Here is a 19,649-nt window from a genome sequence, read left to right as displayed (position 1 = left end):
CACTGCGGCTGGCGCCGCAAATGCCCCCATAGAGCCTACCTAGACCAGTGGCAATGCAACGAACCGAAAGGCCCGCCGGAAGTGTGACCTACGCCCCGTATCCGTAGAAATACCGTTCGAAGACCGCCCGGGCATGCCGGGTGTCGCGCAGGTAGTCTTCCTCCAAAACCCCACCCTGACCTGCACCGTAACCGCACCAGCGGGCCACGGCGTCCAGCTCGCGGCGGGAGGAGGGCAGGACGTCGGGGTTCCGTCCGCCCCGGATAACATTTGCGCTTCGGATCCGGCTGGCCAGCAGCCAGGCGTGCCTCAGGGTGGCCACGTCGGCGGCCGGCAACAGCTGCGCGGACTCAATGGCATCCAGCGCGGGCAGGGTCGCGGTGGTCCGCAGCTCCGGGATCCTGCGGGCATGCTGCAGCTGCAGCAGCTGCACCAACCACTCGACGTCGCTCAGCCCTCCGCGGCCCAGCTTGAGCTGGCGGGAGGGGTCGGCTCCGCGGGGCAGCCGTTCGGACTCGACGCGGGCCTTGATACGGCGGATCTCCCTGACGTCGTTGGCTGTGACGTCCTCCGGGTAGCGCAAGGGGTCGATCAGGGCCATAAACTCCTCGCCCAGGTCATCGCTGCCGGCCATGGGCCGGGCCCGCAGGAGAGCCTGCGCTTCCCAGATCAGCGACCACCGTCCGTAGTAGCCCCGGTAGGACTCCAGGCTGCGGACCAGCGGACCCTGCCGCCCCTCGGGCCTCAGGCCTGCATCCAATACCAGGGGCCGTTCGGCCAGGACTGCCGGGGTGCACGGCTGCTGCAGGAACGTGGAGATAGAGGAGACGATTTTTTCGGCCTGGGCCTGCGCGGCGGCGGGATCCGCGCCCGGCAGGGGCCGGTGGACGTACATAACGTCCGCGTCGGAACCGTAGCCGATTTCGCGCCCGCCCTGCCGACCCATGGCCACCACCAGCAGGTCGGTCAGTTTCCCGCTGTTGCCGAAGACCTCGCCCTCCGCCACGTGGAGCGCCCCGAGCACCGCGGCACGGTCGGCGTCGGCCAGTGCCCGGCCCACATCCTGCTGGCTGAGCAGGCCCGCACTGTCGGCGATGGCGATGCGCAGCATCTCGCGGCGCCGGATCAGGCGGATCAGGCGCATGGCTTCCCCTGCGACGGGGTGGCGGGACATCTTGGACCGGATCTCCTGCCACTGCGCCTCGAAGGACACCGGCACCAGGTCCTTGTCGGAACCGAGCCAGGCGGTGGACTCCGGGGACACCTCCAGCAGGTCGGTGATGAACCGGCTCGAGGACAGGATGGAGCACAGCCGCTCCCCCGCTGCCGAGGAGTCACGCAGCATGCCAAGGTACCAGTGCGTGTCGCCCAGGTTCTCGCTGAGCCGGCGGAAACCCAGCAGGCCGGCGTCGGGGTCCACGCCGTCCGCCAGCCAGGCCAGCAGCACCGGCAGCAGCTGGCGCTGCAGCGCCGCGCGCCGGCTGACGCCCACGGTCAGGGACTCAATATGCCGCATGGCTCCGCGGGGATCGGCGTAGCCGAGTGCAGCCAGCCGGGCCTGGGCGGCTTCAGGGCTGAGCCGGACTTCATCGGCACTGAGGTTCGAGGCGGTACTCAGCAGCGGCCGGTAGAAGATGCTTTCATGCAGCTGCCGGACCAGGCGCTTGGTGCGCTGCCACTGTTCCCGCAGCCGGTCCGCGCTTGGCCGTTCCACGGAAAGGGAGCCGGCGCTGGCCTTCGCCAGGACCCGCAGGGCAGTCTCGCTCTCGGGCATCAGGTGGGTGCGGCGCATATGCACCATCTGGATGCGGTGCTCCAGGACCCGCAGGTACCGGTAAGACTCGTCCAGGGCCCGCGCATCCGTCCGGCCGACATAGCCGGCGTCGCTGAGCGCGGCAATAGCGGCGGTGGTGCCGCGTACCCGCAGCGACTCATCAATCCGTCCGTGCACCAGCTGCAGCAGCTGCACCGTGAACTCGACGTCGCGCAGCCCGCCGCTGCCCAGCTTCAGCTGCCGGGCTTCCTCATGGGCGGGAATGTTCTGGGTGACGCGCCGGCGCATGGCCTGCACCGACTCCACGAAGCCGTCCCGTTCCGAACTGCTCCAGATCAGCGGCGCGACGGCTTCCTCGTAACGCCGGCCGAGGTCCGGATCCCCTGCCATCGCACGCGCCTTGAGGAGGGCCTGGAACTCCCAGCTGTGGGCCCACCGCTGGTAGTAGGACAGGTGTGAGTCCAGGGTGCGTACCAGCGGCCCGTCCTTGCCTTCGGGGCGGAGGTTGGTGTCCACTTCCCACAGCGGCGGCTCGGGAGCGGCGGCGTTGATGGCACGTGAAATCCCGGCCGCCAGCGCGGTGCCGATGGCCGTTGCCCGCTGATCCGGTATCCCGGACGCTTCGATGACGTAGATGACGTCCACATCTGAGATGTAGTTCAGTTCCCGCGCACCGGCCTTGCCCATGCCGATCACCGCAAGCTTCACCGCGGAGATTTCCTCGGCGGAATGGCTGGCAGCCAGTTCCGCACGGGACACCGCCAGCGCGGCCTCCAGCGCCGCGCCGGCGAGGTCCGCCAGTTCGCGTCCGGCCGCGGGCAGGAAGTCGGTCGGCGACGCCGCCCCGAGGTCGCGGACGGCCAGGTCCAGCAGATGCCGGCGGTAGCACGAACGAAGCGCCACATACGCTTCGGTGCCGGTCAGGCCGGCCACGGGGGCGGTGCCGCTGCCTGCATGGACGGCGTCCAGCAGCGACGCCCGCAGCGCCGGCCCGTCCGTGCTGCCCGGCTCGGCGCGCAGCGTGCGCTGCAGCACCGACACGTCCTGCGGATGGCGCATCAAAAACTCCGCCAGGGCCTCCGAGGCGCCCAGCAGCCGGAACAGGGCCTCGCCCTGCTCCTCCCCTGCGTTGACCAAATCCACCAGTTCCGGGGCGCGGCCGATCAGGCGCACCAGGGACTGCAGGGCCAGGTCGGGGTCCGCCGAGAAGTTGAACCCGGCAAACAGGGCATCCTCGTCCACCGGTTCCAGTTCGCGGGCAGCCAGGAAACGGGTGCTCTTTTCCAGGTCGTGGAACCCCGTGGCGATCATCCGCCGGGTCAGGCTCATAGTGGCGCGCCTTCCCCTAGAGGATGCCCAGGTTCTTCTGCAGTTCGAACCGGGTCACGTGCTGGCGGTATTCGTTCCAGTCGGCGCGCTTGTTGCGCAGGAAGTTCTCGAAGACCTGCTCGCCGAGGATGTCGGCCACCAGTTCGGATTCCTCCATCACGCGTACCGCGTCATGCAGCGAGGCCGGCAGCGGGTCATGGCCCATGGCGCGGCGTTCGGCCGCGCTCAGGGACTCAATGTCGTCCTCGGCACCCGGCGGCAGGTCGTAGCCTTCCTCGATGCCCTTGAGGCCGGCGCCCAGCAGCACGGCGTAGGACAGGTACGGGTTGGCAGCGGAATCGATGCCGCGGTATTCGATGCGCGCGGACTGCCCCTTGTTCGGCTTGTAGAGGGGGACACGCAGCAGCGCGGAACGGTTGTTGTGGCCCCAGGAGAGGTAGCTGGGGGCTTCCCCGCCGCCCCAGAGGCGCTTGTACGAGTTCACGAACTGGTTGGTGACCGCGGTGAACTCGGGAGCGTGGCGCAGGATGCCCGCCATGAACTGGCGTGCCGTCTTGGACAGCTGGAATTCGGCGCCGGCTTCGAAGAATGCGTTGGTGTCGCCCTCGAACAGCGAGAAGTGGGTGTGCATGCCCGAGCCGGGATGGTGGGAGAAGGGCTTGGGCATAAAGCTCGCGTAGCAGTCGGTCATCAGGGCCACTTCTTTGACAACCGTGCGGAAAGTCATGATGTTGTCCGCGGTCTGCAGCGCGTCGGCGTAGCGCAGGTCAATCTCGTTCTGGCCGGGACCGGCTTCGTGGTGGCTGAACTCCACGGAAATGCCCACCGCTTCAAGCATGGACACCGCGGTACGGCGGAAGTCCTGGGCAACCCCGCCGGGGACGTGGTCGAAGTAACCGGCCCGGTCCACGGGTACCGGTTCGCCGTCCGCATCCAGCTGGTCCGACTTGAGCAGGTAGAACTCAATCTCGGGGTGGGTGTAGCAGGTGAAGCCCATGTCGGCGGCCTTGGCAAGCTGGCGTTTGAGCACGTTGCGCGGATCGGCGGCCGAGGGCTGCCCGTCCGGGGTAAGGATGTCGCAGAACATCCGCGAGGTCTGCTCCTCGTCACCGCGCCAGGGCAGGATCTGGAATGTGGACGGATCCGGCTGGGCCAGCATGTCGGATTCGAAGATCCGGGCCAGGCCCTCGATCGAGGAGCCGTCAAAACCCAGGCCTTCTTCGAAGGCGCCTTCCACTTCCGCCGGTGCCAGCGCCACGGATTTCAGGGAACCCACGACGTCGGTAAACCACAACCGCACAAACCGGACATCGCGCTCTTCAATGGTGCGCAGAACGAATTCCTGCTGGCGGTTCATCCTTACCTTCTTTCCTGTACCCGGGCGAGACATGTGAAACCTTCTTCACTCTACCTACGTACTTCGGATTTCGGCCGCAGCGCGACGCATCCGCCCGTTGCGTTACGCACCGCACGCTGCGGGCGGGCCGGTCCCGCAAGTGCGTTCTTTAGTAGGCTCGAGTCATGACCAGTGCCGAACAGCCTTCCCCGTACGCCTCCGGAGCCGCGGACTCCACAGCGCCTGCCGCGCCGCCGCTGAAGAAAATCCGCATTTCGCACCTGCAGCAGCTCAAGGACACCGGCGGCCGGTTTGCCATGCTCACCGCCTATGACCAGTACGCCGCCGGAATCTTTGACGAGGCAGGCATCGAGGTCCTGCTGGTGGGAGACTCGGCCGCGAACAACGTGATGGGCCACGCCACCACGCTGCCCATCACCATGGACGAAATGATTGTCTTCGCGCGGTCCGTCACGGCCGGCGCCAAGCACGCCCTGGTGGTTTGCGACCTGCCCTTCGGCTCCTATGAGGTCTCCCCCGCCCAGGCGATCGAGTCCTCGGTGCGGCTGATGAAGGAAGGGCTGGTGCACGCGGTCAAGATGGAGGGCGGCCGGCACTACGTGGACCACGTCCGTGCCATGACGGCCGCCGGCATTCCGGTGATGGCCCACGTCGGGTTCACCCCGCAGGCCGAACACGCACTGGGCGGCTACAAGGTCCAGGGACGCGGCGACGCCGGTGCGGCCGTGGTCCAGGACGCCGTCGCCCTCGCCGAAGCCGGGGCCTTCTGCGTGCTGATGGAAATGGTGCCCGCGGATGTGGCCGCCGACGTCGACGCCGCCGTCCGGGTGCCGACCATCGGGATCGGTGCCGGCAACGCCACCACCGGGCAGGTGCTCGTCTGGCAGGACATGGCCGGACTGCGCGGCGGCAGGCAGCCGCGCTTCGTCAAGGCGTTCGCGGACCTGCGCACCGAGCTGTCCCGGGCCGCGAAGGAATACGCGGACGAGGTCCGCAGCGGCGCCTTCCCCGGACCGGAACACAGCTTCTAGGCCGGCACGGCCCGGGGGTCCGCGCCGGTCAGTTGTCTTCGTCCGCGTCCCAGGCCTTGTTCCGCGCCTGGACCTTCTGCAGCGCCAGTTCCGCCTCTTCCCGGGTGGGGTAGGGTCCCAGCAGTTTCGTCCAGTCGGACTGCGGGCCCTCCTCCACCTCGTGCGTCACAACGTTGAACCAGAAATCGGCCATGGGTGTCCTCCTGCAGCTGTTGTCTTTGGCTTTTGCTCGTCCCCCGGCCGGAGCCGCTGGCGATAGGATCGATGGTATGCCCCAAAAACTTGCCACAGCACCTGTCGGACATCTTTCGCCCGGGACCGTGAGCCCCCGGCTGCGGGTTCCGGCGTCGATTCCCCGTCCCGAATATGTGGACAAGGAAGCCCCCACCCCGTTCACCGGCTCCGAGGTCAAGTCCGCCGAGACCATCGAGAAGATCCGGATTGCCAGCAAGGTGGCCGCGCAGGCCATCGTCGAGGTGGGCCGGCATATCGCCCCGGGCGTCACCACGGACGAACTGGACCGGGTGGGCCACGAGTTCCTCCTGGACCACCACGCCTATCCCTCCACGCTGGGCTACCGCGGCTTCCCGAAGTCCCTGTGCTCCTCCATCAACGAGGTCATCTGCCACGGCATCCCGGACAGCACGGAACTGGCGGACGGTGACATCATCAACATCGACATCACCGCATACATGGACGGGGTGCACGGCGACACCAACTGGACGTTCCTGGTGGGTGACGTGGACGAAGAGTCCCGCCTGCTGGTGGAGCGTACGCAGGAGTCCCTGCGCCGGGCCATCAAAGCCGTTGCGCCTGGACGCGAAATCAACGTCATCGGCCGTACCATCGAGTCCTACGCCAAGCGCTTCGGCTACGGAGTGGTGCGCGATTTCACGGGCCACGGCGTGGGCGAGGCGTTCCACACCGGCCTGATCATCCCGCACTACGACGCCGCACCGGCGTACAGCAGGCTGATTGAACCGGGAATGGTGTTTACCATTGAACCAATGCTCACTCTCGGCACCATTGAGTGGGACATGTGGGATGACAACTGGACAGTTACGACCAAGGATCGCAAGCGCACCGCGCAGTTCGAGCACACCCTGCTCGTCACTGAGGACGGCGCCGAAGTTCTGACCCTTCCCTAATCCGCAGACCCGAGCTCAGAACTACTACTGGAGAACCATGGCCAAGAAGCATAAGTCCGGCAAGCACGAGGCCGTCATCGGAATTGATATCGGCGGCACCGGCATCAAGGGCGGCATTGTCGACCTCGCCAAGGGCAAGCTGATTGGCGACCGTTTCCGCATTCCCACCCCGCAGCCGGCCACCCCCGAAGCGGTGGCAGGCGTGGTAGGTCAGATCGTCGCAGAGCTCTCCTCCCGCCCGGACGGGCCGGGCCCCGATGTCCCGGTTGGTGTCACCTTCCCGGCCATCATCTCGCACGGCATCGCCCGCTCTGCGGCCAACGTGGACAAGAGCTGGGTGGACACCGACGTCGACGCACTGCTGACCAAGGCGCTCGGGCGTGACGTCCAGGTGATGAACGACGCCGACGCCGCCGGCCTGGCCGAGGCACGCTACGGTGCCGGCCGTGAAGTGGACGGCACCGTGCTGGTCATCACCCTGGGCACCGGCATCGGTTCCGCGCTGATCTACAAGGGCGTGCTGATTCCCAACGCCGAGCTGGGCCACCTGGAGATCGACGGGCACGACGCCGAGACCAAGGCATCCGCCTCGGCCCGGGAACGTGACGGGATCAGCTGGGAAGAGTACTCCAAGCGGCTGCAACGCTACTTCTCGCACGTGGAGTTCCTCTTCTCCCCCGACCTGTTCGTGATCGGCGGCGGCATCTCCAAGCGCAGCGAGGACTTCCTGCCGATGCTGGAACTGCGCACCCCCATGGTGACCGCCAACCTGAAGAACAACGCCGGCATTGTCGGTGCCGCGCTGCAGGCGGCCCTGCACTTCAAGTACATCAAGTAGCGGGCCTGCCAGAGCGTAAAAGAGGCCGGGGCACGGAAAAGCGGCGGAAGGAATACTCCTTCCGCCGCTTTCTATGTCCGTGATGCGCCTACTGGGCCGTCAGCGGCCGCTGTGCTCCCGACGGCACCCGGCCGTGGTTCTCCCGAGCCTCGGCCCGCAGCTTCTCAATGGCTGTTTCGAAGTCCTCAAGGGAATCGAAGGACTGGTAGACGCTCGCGAAGCGCAGGTACGCCACCTGGTCCAGCTTCTGCAGCGGAGTCAGGATGGCCAGGCCCACCTCGTTCGCGTCGATCTCCGCCACGCCGCTGGCGCGGATGGACTCCTCCACTTCCTGTGCCAGCATGGCCAGGTCGTCTTCGCTGACCGGACGGCCCTGGCACGCCTTGCGGACACCGTTGATGACCTTGCTGCGGCTGAACGGCTCGGCCACCCCGGAACGCTTGATCACGCTGAGGCTGGTGGTCTCCACCGTGGAGAACCGGCGCCCGCATTGGGGGCACTGGCGGCGGCGGCGGATGGCGGATCCGTCGTCGGCCAGGCGGCTGTCCACGACGCGGGAATCTGCGTTGCGGCAAAACGGACAGTACATGTCCCGTCCTTTCGCGAAGGGGCCTTATGGTGCTCCCAACTATAGGGCGAACAGCGGGCCGCAACCAAGCGGAGCACCACAACATGTAGTAGGTAGTCCTACTACATGTTGCGGGCACACCGGCAGCTACTCGAAGCGGACCGTGACAGCGTCACCGTGGGCGGGCAGGTCTTCCGCGACGGACAGCGCCACAATGTCCGCACTGACCTCCTGCAGGGCCTCCCTGTTGTAGTTCACGACCTGGATGGCACGCATAAAGGTGGTGACATTCAGGCCGGAGGAGAAGGCCGCCGTGCCGCCGGTGGGCAGCACGTGGTTGGAGCCGGCACAGTAATCACCCAGGCTGACCGGGCTGTAGTTGCCCACGAAAATGGCACCGGCATTGCGGATCCGCGCCGCGACTGCTGCTGCGTCGGCGGTCTGGATCTCCAGGTGCTCGGCAGCGTAGGCGTCACAGACGGCTATGCCCTGCTCCAGTCCGTCCACCAGGATCACGCCCGACTGGGCACCGGACAGCGCCGTGGCCACCCGTTCGCTGTGCTTGGTCTCCCGGACCTGGCGGCTGAGCTCGGCCCGGACCTTCTCCGCCAGGGATTCGGAGGCGGTAACCAGCACCGAGCCGGCGTTCGGATCATGCTCGGCCTGGCTGACCAGGTCCGCTGCCACCAGCCGGGGGTCGGCCGTGTCATCGGCCAGGACCATGATCTCGGTGGGTCCGGCTTCGGAGTCGATGCCCACCACACCCTTGACCAGCCGCTTGGCGGTGGCCACGAAAACGTTGCCCGGTCCGGTGACCACGTCGACCGGCAGGATGGCCGGGTTGTCGCCGTCGCCGCGCACGCCGTAGGCGAAGGCGGCGATGGCCTGCGCACCGCCCACCGCGTAGACCTCGGTAATGCCCAGCAGCTTCGCGGCCGCCAGGATGGTCGGGTGCGGCAGTCCGCCGAACTCCTTCTGCGGCGGGGAGGCCAGGGCCAGCGACTCAACCCCGGCGGCCTGGGCCGGAACCACATTCATGATCACCGAGGACGGGTAGACCGCGAGCCCGCCGGGAACATAGAGTCCCACCCGCGAAACGGGCAGCCACTTGTGTGCCAGCACCGCCCCGGGGCGGATTTCCACCTCGGCATCGGCGGGGCGCTGGGCCCTGGCGAAGGTCCGGGTCCGTTCGATGGCCGTTTCCAGGGCGGCCCGGACGGACGCATCCAGATGTTCCAGCGCTGCATCGAGGGCTTCCCCGGGCACCCGGACCTGATGCTGCTCGACGCCGTCGAACCGCTGCGCAAGTTCGGTCAGGGCGGCAAAACCCCGGGTGCGCACGTCGGTGATGATGGCGGCGACGGCGTCCGAGGCGGCGTCGAACGTGGTCTCGGCGCGCGGCATGGCACCTTTGAGCTCCGCGGGGCTCAGGTGCTGCCCGCGCAGGTCGATGGTGCGGAACGAGTCAAAGTCTGCTTCGGAACTGGTTGGATTCACGTGCATTATTCTACCCAGCAGCTCTTGCCGGGCCCCCACCCGTTCCGGTTTGCGTCGCCGCGCTGCCGGTCCGTGCCCTACCCGTCCAGGCAGGCCGGACCCAGCAGCACCTTCAGGTCCCCGAACAGGGACGGAGTGGGATTGACCCGCATGTCCACACCCAGCTTCATCACTTCCACGGTGCGGGATCCGTTCAGCCGGATCTGCACCTCCGAGGTACCCGGATGGGTTCGCAGCACGTCGCCCAGCTGTGAGACCACGGTTTCGGTGGCCTTGTACGTCGCCATGGAAATGACCACCGGTCCGGAGTGCCCTTCACTGAGGTCAGGCACGGTCAGTTCCTGTGCGTTCAGGGTCACGGCACCGTCGTCGCGGCGCTGGAGCCGGCCGCGGACCACCACAATCAGGTCCTCGGCCAGCACAGCCGCAATCGGCCCGTAGACCTGGCCGAAGAACATGACTTCCATGGACCCGGCAAGGTCCTCGATCTCACACCGCGCGTAGGCATTGCCGCTGTTCTTGGCGATGCGCCGCTGCAGCGAGGTGATCATGCCCGCGATGGTGACGATGGCGCCGTCGGGCGGGCCTTCCTCCCCCACGATGTTGGTAATGGTGGAGTCGGCGTGCTGGCTGAGGATGCCCTCCAGGCCCTGCAGCGGATGGTCCGAGACGTACAGGCCCAGCATGTCGCGCTCGAAGGAGAGCTTGTCCTTCTTCTCCCACTCCGGCAGGTCCGGAATGTCGATGCTGATCGAGTCTTCCGGCTCCTGGTCGCTGATGGCGGCAAACAGGTCAAACTGCCCCACGGCCTCATTGCGTTTGAGGACCACCACGGAGTCAATGGCCTCTTCATGGATCATTGCCAGCGGGCGGCGGGCATGGCCCATGGAGTCGAAGGCGCCGGCCTTGATCAGCGACTCGATGGTCCGCTTGTTGCACACCACGGCCGGGACCTTCATCAGGAAGTCCTTGAAGTTGGTGTAGGCGCCCTTCTCTTCGCGGGCAGCCACCATGGCCTGGACCACGTTGGCGCCCACGTTGCGGATGGCGCCCATGCCGAAGCGGATGTCCTTGCCCACAGGGGTGAAGTTCACCGAGGACTCGTTCACGTCCGGCGGCAGCACCGTGATGCCCATCTTGCGGCACTCGTTCAGGTACATGGCCAGCTTGTCCTTGTCATCGCCCACGGAGGTGAGCAGGGCAGCCATGTATTCGGACGGGTAGTGCGCCTTGAGGTACGCGGTCCAGTAGGAGACCAGACCGTAGGCGGCCGAGTGGGCTTTGTTGAAGGCGTAGTCGGAGAACGGCAGCAGGATGTCCCAGAGCGCCTTGATGGCGGCCTCCGAGTACCCGCGGTCCACCATGCCCTGGTGGAACCCGGCGTACTGCTTATCCAGTTCGGACTTCTTCTTTTTACCCATGGCACGGCGGAGGATGTCTGCCTGGCCGAGCGAGAAGCCGGCCACCTTCTGGGCAATGGCCATCACCTGCTCCTGATACACGATCAGGCCGTAGGTGGTATCCAGGATCTCCCGGAGCGGCTCCTCCAGCTCGGGGTGGATCGGGGTGATTTCCTGCACCCCGGTCTTGCGCAGGGCGTAGTTGGTGTGCGAGTTGGCGCCCATCGGGCCCGGCCGGTACAGGGCGATGACGGCGGAAATGTCTTCGAAGTTATCCGGGCGCATCAGCTTGAGCAGGGAGCGCATGGGCCCGCCGTCGAGCTGGAACACGCCCAGGGTGTCACCGCTGGCCAGCAGGTCGTAGGAACCCTTGTCGTCCAGTTCCAGGTGCTCCAGATCCAGGTCGATGCCCTGGTTGGCCTTGATGTTCTCGATCGCGTCGGAAATGATCGTCAGGTTCCTCAGGCCGAGGAAGTCCATCTTGATCAGGCCCAGGCCTTCGCAGGTCGGGTAGTCGAACTGCGTGATCACCTGCCCGTCCTGCTCGCGCTTCATGATCGGGATGATGTCGATCAGCGGGTCGGAGGACATGATGACGCCGGCGGCGTGCACGCCCCACTGGCGCTTCAGGCCTTCCAGGCCCAGGGCGGTGTCGAAGACGCGCTGGGAGTCGGGATCGGATTTGAGCAGCTCGCGCAGTTCGTCGGCTTCGCCGTAGCGTTTGGCGTCCTTGTTGTGCACGTCCTGCAGGGACAGGCCCTTGCCCATGACGTCCGGCGGCATGGCCTTGGTCAGCCGCTCGCCCACGGAGAACGGGTAGCCCATCACGCGGGAGGAGTCCTTCAGCGCCTGCTTGGCCTTGATGGTGCCGTAGGTGACGATCATGGACACGCGGTCCGCGCCGTACTTCTCGGTGACGTAGTGGATCACCTCGGAGCGGCGCCGGTCATCGAAGTCGACGTCGAAGTCAGGCATCGACACACGGTCCGGGTTCAGGAAGCGCTCGAAGATCAGCCCGTGGTTCAGCGGGTTCAGGTCGGTGATGCGCATGGCGTAGGCCACCATGGACCCTGCACCGGAGCCACGCCCCGGTCCCACGCGGATGCCGTTGTTCTTGGCCCAGTTGATGAAGTCGGCCACCACCAGGAAGTAGCCCGGGAAGCCCATCTGGGTGATGATGCCGATTTCGTACTCGGCCTGCTTGCGGACATCGTCGGGGATGCCCTTCGGGAACCGGTAGTGCAGGCCGGTTTCAACTTCCTTGATGAACCAGGATTCCTCGTTTTCCCCGGGCGGGCAGGGGAAGCGCGGCATGTAGGACGCCTTGGTGTTGAATTCGACGTCGCATCGCTCGGCAATGAGCAGCGTGTTGTCGCAGGCCTCGGGGTAGTCGCGGAAGATGGCCCGCATTTCCTCCGGGGACTTCAGGTAGAACTCGTCGGCGTCGAACTTGAACCGCTTCGGGTCAGCGAGGGAGGAACCGGACTGCACGCACAGCAGCGCCGCGTGCGCCGAGGCGTCTTCGGCGTGGGTGTAGTGCAGGTCATTGGTGGCCACCAGGGGCAGCTTCAGCTCGCGGGCCAGCTTGATCAGGTCGGCCTGGACGTTCCGCTCAATGTCCAGCCCGTGGTCCATCAGCTCGCAGAAGAAGTTCTCCTTGCCGAAGATGTCCCGGAAGTCCGAGGCGGCCTGCACGGCTTCCTTGTAGAGTCCCAGCCGGAGCTTGGTCTGCACTTCGCCGGAGGGGCAGCCGGTGGTGGCAATCAGGCCCTTGCCGTAGGTCTGCAGCAGGTCCCGGTCCATGCGCGGCTTGTAGAGGTAGCCCTCCAGGGAGGCGAGCGAAGACATCCGGAAGAGGTTGTGCATTCCCTCCGTGTTTTCGGCCCACATAGTCATATGGGTGTAGGCACCGGCGCCGGAGACGTCGTTGCGTCCGCCGTCGCCCCACTTCACACGGGTTTTGTCCGCACGCGCGGTCCCCGGGGTCAGGTAGGCCTCAACCCCCACAATCGGCTTGATGCCGGCATTGCGGGCCTTGTTCCAGAAGTCGAAGGCACCGAAGACGAAACCGTGGTCAGTGGTCGCCAGGGCGTTCATGCCCAGTTCCTCGGCGTGGCTGAACAGATCGGTCAGCCTCGCGGCGCCGTCCAGCATCGAATATTCGGTGTGGTTGTGAAGATGGGCAAACGATTTTGACGTACTAGTTGCTGAAGCCACCTGTACATTCTAGGCCCCGGCGGGCGGGGGTCTGTCCCCCGCCGCGCCGGGCCGGGCACGGGTGTGCCGCGGCTCTCTGCCGGGCTTAGATACTGCCGCTGCGCAGCGCATCCACGGCGTACTGGAGGTCCTGCGGGTAGTCGCTGACGAACTCCACATACTCGCCTGTGCCGGGGTGGGTGAAGCCGAGCTTCCGTGCGTGCAGCCACTGCCGGGTCAGGCCGAGTTCGGCTGCCAGCTTGGCATCCGCACCGTAGGTGAGGTCCCCCGCGCACGGATGGCGCAGGGCGGAAAAGTGCACGCGGATCTGGTGCGTGCGTCCGGTCTCCAGGTGCACCTCCACCAGCGAGGCCTTGCCGAACGCCTCCAGCACCTCGTAGTGGGTGACGGAGGGCCGGCCTCCCTCCACCACGGCAAAGCGCCAGTCATAGCCGGGATGCCGGCCGATGGGCGCGTCGATGGTGCCCTTCAGGGGATCCGGCAGTCCCTGCACCACTGCGTGGTACATCTTGTCGACCGTGCGCTCCTTGAAAGCCTGCTTCAGCAGCGTGTAGGCATGCTCGGTCTTGGCCACCACCATCACGCCGGACGTGCCCACGTCCAGGCGGTGAACGATGCCCTGGCGTTCCGGGGCGCCGGACGTGGAGATCCGGTAGCCGGCCGCGGCCAGCGCTCCCACCACGGTGGGCCCGACCCAACCCGGCGAGGGATGCGCGGCCACACCCACGGGCTTGTCGATGACCACAAAGTGTTCGTCGTCGCCAAGGATCTTCAAATCCTCCACGGGTTCGACGACGACGGCCAGCGGGTCGCGCTGCTCGGGCACGTCGGCGGTGATTTCCTGCCCGGCGTGCAGCTTGTCGGATTTGCCCAGCACCTTGCCCCCGGAGCTGAAGTAGCCGTCGGTGCACCAGGTCGCGGCGGTCGAGCGGGAAACGTCCAGCAGCCCGGCCAGGACGGCGTCGGCGCGCTTGCCGTCGGCGTCGTCGGGGACAGCGAACGTGGCGTGGAGCTCGTTCATCGCTGCTCCTCGCCGTCGTCGGCTGCCGCGGGTTTGCGTCCGGCGACTGCGGCGGCTTCGGGAGGTGTCCGCTTCCCGTCGATGCCGATGCCCCGCAGGGTCAGCAGGCACACCAGGATCACGCCGCACACCACGCAGGAGTCGGCAATGTTGAAGATCGCGAAGTTCGGAAACGCGATGAAGTCGACCACGTGCCCCTGGCCGAAGGAGGGTGCGCGGAACAGCCGGTCGGTCAGGTTTCCGAGCGCGCCGCCAAGTACCAGGCCCAGGGCCGTGGCCCAGGCCAGGGAGCGGACCTTGAACATCAGGTAGACCAGGAAACCGGAGACCAGCACCATGATGATCGTGAAGACCCAGGTGAAGTCGGTCCCGATGGAGAACGCAGCTCCGGGATTGCGGATGAAGTGCCAGCGCAGCAGCGGGGGCAGCACGTCGGTGATCTGCCCTTCGGTCATGGTGCGGACAACCCACAGTTTGGTGAGCTGGTCCGCCACAAGGGCTGCTGCTGCCAGGGCGAGCATGACGATTGCCGCCATACCCGTGCGGTTGCGGCCGGTGCCGGTGCTGTCCGGGGTCTCCGGTGAAGAAGTGGTCATGGTGCTTTCGTTAGGGATGCTCGATGTGGCATGGCCCGGCCGGTGGCGCCGTCGGGCCGAAAAACACAGCGGGCCGGCGGCCGGGGTGACCCGGCCGCCGGCCCGCTGCAGTGTTTCTTCAGTCTATCCGAGCGCGGTACGCGGCCGGGACCGGGCGAACTTACGCGTCGGCGGTTTCCGAAGCAACCGAGCCGCGTGCATCCAGGTCGCGCAGCTGGCCTTCGATGTATGCCTTCAGGCGTGAACGGTAGTCGCGCTCGAAGCCGCGCAGCTGCTCCACCTTGCGCTCCAGGACAGCCTTCTGCTGTTCCAGGGTGCTGAGGATCTTCCGGCTCTTCTCCTGGGCATCGGTCACGAGACCGCTGGCTTCGATCTGTGCTTCGGCAATGATCTTGTCGCGCTGCTCCACGCCGGCGCTGACGTAGTCGTCGTGCATCTTCTGGGCCATGGCCAGGATGCCTGCGGCGGTCTCCGTGGTGTTGCCTGCAGCCGGAGCGGACTCCTGCTTGGGCTCGACCGGGGCCGGACGCTCCTCGACGCGGGGGGCTTCAACCTTGGGTTCAGGCTTCGGCTCTTCGCGGACCTGCTCGGTGGTGGAGGCGGCCGCGACGGGCGCGGGAACGGACTTCGCCGAAGCGGGACCACCGGCTGCGGCTTCTGCCAGCTGGCGGCGGAGATCTTCGTTTTCGGCGTTCAGCCGGCGCAGCTCCACCACGATCTCGTCGAGGAAGTCATCGACTTCGTCCTGGTCATAGCCTTCCCGGAACTTGGTCGGCTGGAACCGCTTGTTGACAACATCTTCTGGCGTCAGAGCCATCTGGTCACCTCATACTGGATTATAAGATTCGCCTGCGTGTCAGGCAGGCGGTTCTACGTAGAGAATTACGGACATACAAAATCTGGGGTTGTATCAATTTTCACAGTATATCTTTTGGGTGCCGAAAACTAACCGGACCCCGGTCCCGGCCTGCGTTAGGAGGCCAGCCCTGCGACAATCTGCGTCAGGATTGACACGATGATGAACAGGACCAGGAAGGCCAGGTCCAAGGCCACTCCGCCCAGGCGGAGCGGCGGAATGATGCGGCGGAACAGCCGTACCGGCGGGTCCGTCACACCGTAGATGCCGGTGGCCAGCACAAGCGCCGGGCCCTTCGGGCGCCACTGGCGGGCGAACATCTGCACCGCGTCGTAGACAATCCGCAGGATGAGGGCGAGCTGGAAGAGCACCAGCACCAGGTACACCAGGGGAAGAATGATATTCACGCGAAGGGTTTCATTTCCGGAAGTCGGTTGGCAGCCCCCGCGTCCCGTTGGTACGGGAGCACGTTAGCTCTGGTTGAAGAAGGAGGACTGGGATTCGCTGATCTTCTTGTCGTCGCCCAGGACCTCCACGTAGGAGGGTGAGAGCAGGAAGACCTTGTTGGTGACGCGTTCGATGCTGCCGCGGAGTCCGAAGACCAGCCCTGCGGAGAAGTCAACGAGCCGCTTTGCGTCTGCTTCCCCCATGTCGGTGACGTTCATGATGACCGGGATGCCGTCCCGGAAGCTCTCACCGATAATCTTCGCATCGTTGTAGGAGCGGGGATGGACGGTGGTGATCTGCCTCAGGCCCGAGACATCCTCGCGGGATGACGGGGCACGCTTGATGGGTGTCACGGGTGCGCGGTACTCCTCCACTGCATTGCGGACGACGGGGGCGGGAGCAGGTTCGGGTTCCAGGTTCTCCGGCTCGTGGATGGGAGCGAAGTCTTCTTCCCTGGCCGGGGCTTCCCGCAGGTTCCGCTGTTCGGCCTCGTAGTGCTCGTCACCGTCGGCGAGCCCAAGGTAGATCATTGTCCTGCGCATTGCGCCAGCCATGGTTGCTCCTCTAATCCTTCAACGCCGCAGCTGTCCGTATTCCAGTGCATAGCCGGTTTACTCAGCCGGACGGCGGCTTTGTGATGTTCGTACTTCGACGCTACCGCACCGGCGGGCGCGGGCCCAGAACATCGGAACCTATTCGCAGGTGTGTCGCTCCGTTGGCCACTGCGGCTTCCAGGTCCGAACTCATGCCCGCCGAGATGCCCCGCGCTCCGGGATGGTCCGCCTGCAGGCGCTCCGACAGCCGGTGCAGCCGGGCGAACGCGGCTGCGGGGTCTTCGTCAAGCGGAGCCACCGCCATCAGTCCGTCCAGGACCAGCCCCGGGGTGCCCGCTACAGCATCCGCCAACTGCGGCAGATCCTCCGGCGCCGCTCCCCCGCGGCCGGGATCAGCGTCCCGGGCAGCTGCCGCGCGAAGGTCCACCTGCAGGAAGCATGCCAGCTCCGGCCGGGACGGCAGCCCCTCCTGCGCCCGCCGGTCCTGCTCCGCGGCCATGGCCTTGCCCAGTGCGGTGACCAGGGAGGCACGGTCCACGGAGTGCACGGAGGAGGCGTAGCGGACCACGGATTTCGCCTTGTTGGACTGCAGCTGGCCGATGAAGTGCCAGTCCAGGCCGAGCCCGTGCAGCTGCGCGGCCTTGGCCGAGGCTTCCTGGTCCTTGTTCTCACCCACGTCGCGGACCCCCAGTCCGGCGAGGATCTCCACGTCGGAGGCCGGGAAGTACTTCGTGACAACAATAAGCCGCGGCTCCCCGACGCCGGCCGGACGCGGCGCGGCGGAGATCCGGTTCCGGACGCGCCGCAACCGCTCCTCAAGCTCGAGGGCACGGGGTGTATCAGTCAAAGTCATGGTCTTTCCATTATCGCCGGGCACGGCGCCTCTTTACGCGCGGCGCCAGATGACACCGGCTATCCGCCCGCTGGACGGATCCCGCCGGTGGGAGGAGAGCTGTTCGTTTTCCAGCGTGCAGCCGGGGATGCGCTCCACCCGGACGCCCAGGGCAGTCAGTTGCGCGTCGGCACCGGCGGGCAGGTCCAGCGCGGGTGTGCCCCTGCGGGTTCGCGCTGCGGTGGCCGGCAGCAGCCGGACGGCGTCCTCCTGCATGGCGGCCGGCACCTCGTAGCAGGACCCGCAGACGCACGGACCTATCCAGGCGTGCAGGTCCGCGGCGCCGGCAGTCTGCATCCTGTCCACCGCTGCGGGCAGGATGCCGTCCAGCAGGCCCTTGCGGCCGGCGTGCACGGCAGCGGTCACCGGATGGCCGCCGGCTCCGGTTCCGGCGAGCAGGACCGGCAGGCAGTCTGCCACCAGCACCGCCAGTGGTGTCCTGCCGTCGGTACTGAACAGACCGTCGGCTGTGGGCGCGCCGGGGTCCGGGCCGCCGGTGCCGGTGGGGCCGGACGCGTCAACCACCACCGCCGAGTGGACCTGGTTCATGAACTGCAGCGAGCCGGGGTGCACACCCATGGCGGTTTCCAGGTCGGACCGGCGCTGTCGCACGGCGGCGGGGTCATCCCCGACATGCAAAGCGAGGTTGCCCGCAGATGTGTTGGTGAAACCGGCCCACAGGTTGTCGCCAACCTGCCGGTGCCACCAAAATATCCGGGACAACCCCGCTGCCATGTCCGGGCGCTTGCCGCTCAGTATCCGATTCCTACTTGAGGAAGTCGGGAACGTCCAGGTCATCCGGACGGCCGGTGGAAAGATCAGATTCCACTACCGCCGGAAGGTCGATGTCGAAGCCGGCATCTGCCGGGACATCGCTGTGCTGGTGGGACCGCTGCGACCAGGCCGACAGTCCTGCCGATGCCGGGGCTGCGGCCGCAAAGCCGCCGGCGGCCGGTGCGGAGGACGGCGGAGTGGCGGGCTCGGCCGGCTTGTGCGAAGCGGGCTGCGAGGTGACATCAACCTGGTCGAAGCCGGCGGCAATAACCGTGACGCGGGCTTCGTCACCCAGGGCGTCGTCAATGACGGCACCGAAGATGATGTTGGCTTCGGGGTGGGCGACTTCCTGCACGAGGCGGGCTGCTTCGTTGATTTCGAAGAGCCCGAGGTCGGAACCGCCCTGGATGGACAGCAGCACGCCGTGGGCGCCGTCGATGGAAGCCTCCAGCAGCGGAGACGCTATTGCCAGCTCTGCGGCCTTGACCGCGCGGTCCTCGCCGCGGGCCGAGCCGATGCCCATCAGCGCGGAGCCGGCGCCCTGCATCACGGACTTCACGTCGGCGAAGTCCAGGTTGATCAGGCCCGGAGTGGTGATGAGGTCGGTGATGCCCTGGACGCCGGACAGCAGCACCTGGTCAGCCGAGCGGAACGCATCCAGCATGGACACGTTGCGGTCGCTGATGGACAGGAGGCGGTCATTGGGGATGACGATGAGCGTGTCGACTTCGTCCCGCAGGGTGTCGATGCCGGACTCCGCCTGGTTGGAACGGCGGCGGCCTTCGAAGGTGAACGGCCGGGTGACAACACCGATGGTCAGCGCACCGAGCGAGCGTGCGATCCGGGCAACGACGGGCGCGCCGCCGGTACCCGTTCCGCCGCCCTCACCGGCGGTGACGAAGACCATGTCAGCCCCGCGCAGGACTTCCTCGATCTCCTCGGCGTGGTCCTCGGCGGCCTTGCGGCCGACCTCGGGATCCGCGCCGGCGCCCAGGCCGCGGGTGAGTTCGCGTCCGACGTCGAGCTTGACGTCGGCGTCGCTCATCAGCAGAGCCTGTGCATCGGTGTTGATGGCGATGAACTCCACGCCGCGGAGGCCAACATCGATCATCCGGTTTACGGCGTTCACGCCACCGCCGCCGATGCCGACGACCTTGATGACGGCCAAGTAATTCTGCGGTGCTGCCACGTCCTGTGTCCCTTGTTCGAATCTCTGCAACTTTGTGTTTTCTACAACTGCCGGCCCGGATAAACCGCGCGGCCCTCCCCCTTGGGATGCCCGCGGACTGCCCGGCCGAAAACCTTGAACCGACAAACCCTAACCCTCAACTTGAGAGTTATAGTTATGTC

Annotated in this window: 17 protein-coding genes; 3 read left to right on the top strand and 14 right to left on the bottom strand. The window is 66.5% G+C overall.

Annotated features, from left to right (window positions below; translation table 11 throughout):
* Positions 1-88: 88 nt before the first annotated feature.
* Together AC5RUF_RS00200 and AC5RUF_RS00195 are read right to left on the bottom strand one after the other, a co-directional pair.
* Positions 89-3,103, bottom strand: a complete 3,015-nt coding sequence (locus tag AC5RUF_RS00200) for a bifunctional [glutamine synthetase] adenylyltransferase/[glutamine synthetase]-adenylyl-L-tyrosine phosphorylase (protein WP_494129305.1) — start codon at positions 3,101-3,103, stop codon at positions 89-91.
* A gap of 16 nt (positions 3,104-3,119) precedes the next feature.
* Positions 3,120-4,460 (bottom strand): glutamine synthetase family protein, encoded by a 1,341-nt coding sequence (locus AC5RUF_RS00195; RefSeq protein ID WP_493998434.1) that lies wholly within the window; start codon positions 4,458-4,460, stop codon positions 3,120-3,122.
* 164 nt (positions 4,461-4,624) lie between these two features.
* On the opposite strand from AC5RUF_RS00195, the gene panB reads away from it, so the two are divergent.
* Positions 4,625-5,491, top strand: coding sequence for a 3-methyl-2-oxobutanoate hydroxymethyltransferase (gene panB, locus AC5RUF_RS00190; protein ID WP_494129304.1), 867 nt, complete (start codon positions 4,625-4,627; stop codon positions 5,489-5,491).
* Between the two features lie 28 nt (positions 5,492-5,519).
* Here the strand turns inward: panB and AC5RUF_RS00185 are convergent, their stop codons facing one another.
* The gene (locus AC5RUF_RS00185) at positions 5,520-5,684 is read right to left on the bottom strand and encodes an SPOR domain-containing protein (protein WP_493998019.1); all 165 of its coding nucleotides are present in this window, start codon (positions 5,682-5,684) and stop codon (positions 5,520-5,522) included.
* Between the two features lie 76 nt (positions 5,685-5,760).
* Between AC5RUF_RS00185 and map the strand changes: the two genes are divergently transcribed.
* Positions 5,761-6,639, top strand: a complete 879-nt coding sequence (gene map / locus AC5RUF_RS00180; protein WP_493998018.1) for a type I methionyl aminopeptidase — start codon at positions 5,761-5,763, stop codon at positions 6,637-6,639.
* 37 nt (positions 6,640-6,676) lie between these two features.
* Positions 6,677-7,477 (top strand): polyphosphate--glucose phosphotransferase, encoded by an 801-nt coding sequence (gene ppgK / locus AC5RUF_RS00175; protein ID WP_493998017.1) that lies wholly within the window; start codon positions 6,677-6,679, stop codon positions 7,475-7,477.
* A gap of 88 nt (positions 7,478-7,565) precedes the next feature.
* On the opposite strand, the gene nrdR is transcribed toward ppgK, so the two are convergent.
* From nrdR to ftsZ, 11 genes are all read right to left on the bottom strand, one after another.
* Positions 7,566-8,066, bottom strand: a complete 501-nt coding sequence (gene nrdR / locus AC5RUF_RS00170) for a transcriptional regulator NrdR (RefSeq protein WP_493998016.1) — start codon at positions 8,064-8,066, stop codon at positions 7,566-7,568.
* 126 nt (positions 8,067-8,192) lie between these two features.
* On the bottom strand, positions 8,193-9,542 hold the full coding sequence (gene hisD, locus AC5RUF_RS00165; protein ID WP_494129303.1) for a histidinol dehydrogenase: 1,350 nt from the start codon (positions 9,540-9,542) through the stop codon (positions 8,193-8,195).
* A 77-nt stretch (positions 9,543-9,619) separates the two neighbouring features.
* Positions 9,620-13,159 carry a DNA polymerase III subunit alpha gene (gene dnaE, locus AC5RUF_RS00160; RefSeq protein WP_494129302.1) on the bottom strand — a complete coding sequence of 1,180 codons (3,540 nt, stop codon included), beginning with the start codon at positions 13,157-13,159 and terminating at the stop codon, positions 9,620-9,622.
* A gap of 85 nt (positions 13,160-13,244) precedes the next feature.
* A complete protein-coding gene (locus AC5RUF_RS00155) occupies positions 13,245-14,180 on the bottom strand; it encodes an RluA family pseudouridine synthase (protein ID WP_494129301.1) in 936 nt (311 codons plus the stop codon).
* A complete protein-coding gene (gene lspA / locus AC5RUF_RS00150) occupies positions 14,177-14,776 on the bottom strand; it encodes a signal peptidase II (protein ID WP_494129300.1) in 600 nt (199 codons plus the stop codon). Before lspA ends, AC5RUF_RS00155 begins: the two co-directional genes overlap by 4 nt.
* A gap of 160 nt (positions 14,777-14,936) precedes the next feature.
* Entirely contained in the window at positions 14,937-15,593 is a 657-nt protein-coding gene (locus AC5RUF_RS00145; protein ID WP_494129299.1) for a DivIVA domain-containing protein, read from the bottom strand.
* Positions 15,594-15,748: 155 nt separating this feature from the next.
* A complete protein-coding gene (locus tag AC5RUF_RS00140; protein WP_493998563.1) occupies positions 15,749-16,039 on the bottom strand; it encodes a YggT family protein in 291 nt (96 codons plus the stop codon).
* A gap of 63 nt (positions 16,040-16,102) precedes the next feature.
* Positions 16,103-16,633, bottom strand: a complete 531-nt coding sequence (locus AC5RUF_RS00135; RefSeq protein ID WP_493998562.1) for a cell division protein SepF — start codon at positions 16,631-16,633, stop codon at positions 16,103-16,105.
* 100 nt (positions 16,634-16,733) lie between these two features.
* Positions 16,734-17,486, bottom strand: coding sequence for a YggS family pyridoxal phosphate-dependent enzyme (locus tag AC5RUF_RS00130; RefSeq protein WP_494129298.1), 753 nt, complete (start codon positions 17,484-17,486; stop codon positions 16,734-16,736).
* 33 nt (positions 17,487-17,519) lie between these two features.
* Positions 17,520-18,260 carry a purine nucleoside phosphorylase YfiH/LACC1 family protein gene (locus AC5RUF_RS00125; protein WP_494129297.1) on the bottom strand — a complete coding sequence of 247 codons (741 nt, stop codon included), beginning with the start codon at positions 18,258-18,260 and terminating at the stop codon, positions 17,520-17,522.
* Between the two features lie 31 nt (positions 18,261-18,291).
* Positions 18,292-19,488: a cell division protein FtsZ gene (gene ftsZ, locus AC5RUF_RS00120; protein WP_494129296.1), complete on the bottom strand. Its 1,197-nt coding sequence runs from the start codon at positions 19,486-19,488 to the stop codon at positions 18,292-18,294.
* Positions 19,489-19,649 lie beyond the last annotated feature (161 nt).

Source organism: Arthrobacter sp. Y3224198 (genome assembly GCF_059090025.1).
The sequence above is the reverse complement of the archived record's forward strand: the minus strand, read 5'-3'. Positions and strand labels throughout refer to the sequence as shown.